Origin of the sequence: Robertmurraya massiliosenegalensis JC6 (genome assembly GCF_000311725.1) — a bacterium.
Lineage (GTDB): Bacteria > Bacillota > Bacilli > Bacillales > Cytobacillaceae > Robertmurraya > Robertmurraya massiliosenegalensis.
In genome coordinates, this window is the sequence record NZ_CAHJ01000099.1 from 1 (window position 1) to 1,815 (window position 1,815).

Consider the following 1,815-nt stretch of genomic DNA (forward strand, 5'->3'; position numbering starts at 1 on the left):
GACCCTTCACAAAAAATTTCTCGTAATTTTGAAGTATTAGATGAAGAAGCAGGTCTTGCTCAACGTGGAACGTTCATTATCGATCCAGATGGTATCGTTCAAACGGTTGAAATCAATGCAGATGGCATCGGTCGTGATGCAAGCACACTTGTAAACAAAATCAAGGCCGCTCAATATGTACGTAACAATCCAGGAGAAGTTTGCCCAGCTAAATGGCAAGAAGGCGGAGAAACGCTTAAACCAAGTCTTGATCTTGTAGGAAAGATTTAAGGAGTTTACTCGATGGTATTAGATGCAGATATAAAAGCACAATTAGCCCAATATCTTCAGATGATGGAAGGAGACATTCTTCTTAAAGTGAGTGCTGGAGATGATCAATTTTCCCGTGATATGCTCGCTTTAGTCGATGAATTGGCAACGATGTCTTCCTATATTAAAGTGGAGAAAACAACGTTAGAAAGAACCCCTAGCTTTAGTGTGAATCGAATCGGTGAAGAGACTGGCATTGTTTTTGCTGGTGTTCCTCTTGGTCATGAATTCACCTCTTTAGTCCTTGCTCTCCTTCAAGTAAGTGGACGAGCTCCTAAAGTGGATCAGAAAATCATCGATCAAGTGAAAAACATTAAGGGGAATTATCACTTTGAGTCCTATATTAGCTTAAGCTGCCATAATTGTCCTGATGTCGTTCAGGCACTCAATGCGATGGCTGTGTTAAACCCTGGCATCTCCCATTCAATGATTGATGGAGCCGCTTTTAAAGACGAAGTGGACAGGAAAGAGATTATGGCTGTTCCTACCGTTTTCCTTAATGGGGAATCCTTTGGAAGTGGCCGAATGTCCCTTGAGGAGATTTTAGCGAAAATGGGCAGTGGTCCTAATGCTTCTGAGCTCTCCAACAAAGAACCGTACGACGTTCTTGTCGTAGGTGGTGGACCAGCAGGTGCGAGTGCTGCTGTGTATGCCGCACGTAAAGGCATTCGTACAGGGATCGTAGCGGAGCGTTTCGGTGGTCAGATTTTGGATACACTTGGAATTGAAAATTTTATTAGTGTGAAATACACCGAAGGTCCTAAGCTTGCGGCAAGTCTTGAAGAGCATGTAAAACAGTATGAGAATATGGATGTCATGAACCTTCAACGGGCGAAGCGCTTAGAGAAGAAAGAGTTGGTTGAGGTTGAACTTGAAAATGGGGCTGTGTTAAAGAGTAAAACAGTCATTCTTTCAACAGGTGCCCGCTGGCGTAATGTCGGTGTACCAGGAGAACTGGAGTTCAAAAATAAAGGGGTCGCCTATTGCCCACATTGTGATGGTCCATTATTTGAAGGGAAACATGTAGCTGTTATTGGCGGTGGCAATTCTGGCATCGAAGCAGCGATTGATTTAGCCGGAATTGTCAAGCATGTCACTGTCATTGAATTTGCTCCAGAACTTAAAGCGGACTCCGTCCTTCAAGAACGATTAAATCGTTTAGCAAATGCAACGGTCATCAAAAATGCTCAAACAACTGAGATTACGGGAACGGATAAAGTAAACGGAATTTCCTATAAAGATCGGGAGACAGGCGAAATTCATCATGTTGAACTTGAAGGTGTTTTCGTCCAAATCGGTCTAGTTCCGAATACAGAGTGGTTAGAGGGCACCATTGAACGCACACGAATGGGTGAGATTGTCGTCGATAAGCACGGTTCGACCAGTATCCCAGGTGTTTTTGCGGCAGGAGACTGTACAGATAGTGCATATAAACAAATTATCATTTCGATGGGTTCAGGTGCAACCGCCGCATTAGGCGCATTTGATTACTTAATTCGAAACTAA

The 1,815-nt window shown here is 43.4% G+C and carries 2 protein-coding genes; both read left to right on the plus strand.

Going from position 1 to position 1,815, the window contains the following annotated elements; genetic code table 11:
* A partial coding sequence (locus BMSHG_RS00010; RefSeq protein WP_019152378.1) for a redoxin domain-containing protein occupies nt 1–270 on the plus strand: 270 nt, incomplete at its 5' end.
* A gap of 12 nt (nt 271–282) precedes the next feature.
* The gene (gene ahpF, locus BMSHG_RS00015; RefSeq protein ID WP_019152379.1) at nt 283–1,815 is read left to right on the plus strand and encodes an alkyl hydroperoxide reductase subunit F; all 1,533 of its coding nucleotides are present in this window, start codon (nt 283–285) and stop codon (nt 1,813–1,815) included.

Coding starts and splice junctions, on each gene's coding strand:
- ahpF (WP_019152379.1), top strand. CDS start 283: ATGGTATTAGATGCAGATATAAAAGCACAATTAGCCCAATATCTTCAG.